Genomic DNA, 1,654 nt, shown 5'->3' with positions numbered 1-1,654 from the left:
TGATCCAGCCCCATGACCTGGGTTGCCACCATGGTGGCGGACTCGCAAATCACCGGATTCACCTTGCCCGGCATGATCGACGAACCCGGCTGGGTGGCCGGCAGCTGCACCTCACCCAGCCCATGGATCGGCCCGGAATTCATCCAGCGCAAGTCGTTGCTGATTTTCATCAGTACCACCGCCAGCCCGCGCAGGGTGGCGGACAGGTTGAGGGGAGCATCCAACGCACTCTGGGCGACAAAGGGGTGTGGCAGGGATTTGAAGGCCAGCCCGGTTTCATCCGCCAATTGCGCAGCAAAGGTACTGCCGAAATCCGGATGGGCATTAATGCCGCTACCTACCGCTGTGCCTCCTTGGGGTATTGCCAACAGCTCATCGCGGGCTCGCGCCACACGACCACAGGCATCCTGCAATTGCATGGCCCAGGTCTGCAGCTCCTGCTCCACGGTCACCGGCATGGCATCCATCAGGTGGGTGCGCCCGGTTTTCACCGTCTCCCGGTGCTCTCTGGCGCGCAAACCCAGCTCGGCAATCAACTGCTCAAGCGCGGGGATCAGGTGCTCAGTGACGGCCAAGGCCGCAGACACATGAATGGCGGTGGGTATGGTGTCGTTACTGCTCTGGCCCAGGTTCACATCGTCATTGGGGTGAATCGCGGCACCGGCTTCCTCGCACAGATGCGCAACCACCTCATTGACGTTCATGTTGGTGCTGGTGCCGGAACCAGTCTGGAAAATATCCACCGGAAACTGGTCCAGGTGATGCCCCTCCAGCAGATCGTTACAGGCACCGACAATGGCCACGGCCTTGTCCGCCGATAGCGTTTCAAGCTGCCGGTTGGTTTCCGCCGCACACCGTTTGATACGGACCACCGCCTGAATAAAGCGGGCCGGCAACTGGCGACCACTGACAGGAAAGTTATCCACCGCACGCTGAGTCTGAGCGCCCCAGCGGGCCGTGACAGGGACCTGAATATCGCCGAGGGAATCGGTTTCGGTGCGGGTGTCGTGGGTTGCCATGGCCAGCCTCCTGCCTGAGAAAAATAACACTGTGCATCATCATGGCATGCCAACAGCCACGTTGCATTTCAAGGCTGTGGAAAACGGGAGTCGTCCTTTAGAGTCAAACTTGCCCACACGGGTATTAATCACAGCAGGGCTACCGGCTAATGCTATTACGTCGTCCATAACAGCAACACTGAGAGCAAAGCCACCAGGCAAAGCTGTTGGCAAACGGTTTGGGTAGCACTAGCGTGAATACCGAGAATCGCACCGTAAGCGGCGCCCCTGCATAGAGAATAGAGAATCTGGCCACTTACTTGCCGATGCAGAACGAGGAGAATATTCGCCCCAGCAGATCATCGGCGGTAAAGGCACCGGTGATTTCTTCCAGTGCTTTTTGGGCGGCTCGCAGGTCTTCGGCCAGCAGCTCGCCGGCAGCATGGCCATGCAATTGCCGCACTCCACTATCCAGGGCCGCCAAGGCCTGTTCCAGCGCCGTGATATGGCGGCGGCGGGCGGAAAAGCGACTTTGCCCTTCCCCTTGATAGCCGGCAGCGGCTTTCAAGTGATTACGCAACGCCTGCAGCCCTTCGCCGCTGGCGGCGGAAATCACAAAGGCACCATCATCGCGCTTTCCGGGGGAGATCCCGGAC

The 1,654-nt window shown here is 59.7% G+C and carries 1 protein-coding gene and 1 pseudogene; both read right to left on the bottom strand.

Annotated elements, in window-relative coordinates; translation table 11 throughout:
• The coding region (locus A3730_RS25655) for a class II fumarate hydratase (RefSeq protein ID WP_063539265.1) at nt 1-1,019 on the bottom strand (1,019 nt) is incomplete at its 3' end.
• A gap of 295 nt (nt 1,020-1,314) precedes the next feature.
• Nucleotides 1,315-1,654 (bottom strand): annotated as a pseudogene (locus tag A3730_RS25650) (tRNA uridine-5-carboxymethylaminomethyl(34) synthesis GTPase MnmE); the annotation flags it as partial.

This window comes from Alcanivorax sp. HI0044, from assembly GCF_001634945.1.
The sequence above is the reverse complement of the archived record's forward strand: the minus strand, read 5'-3'. Positions and strand labels throughout refer to the sequence as shown.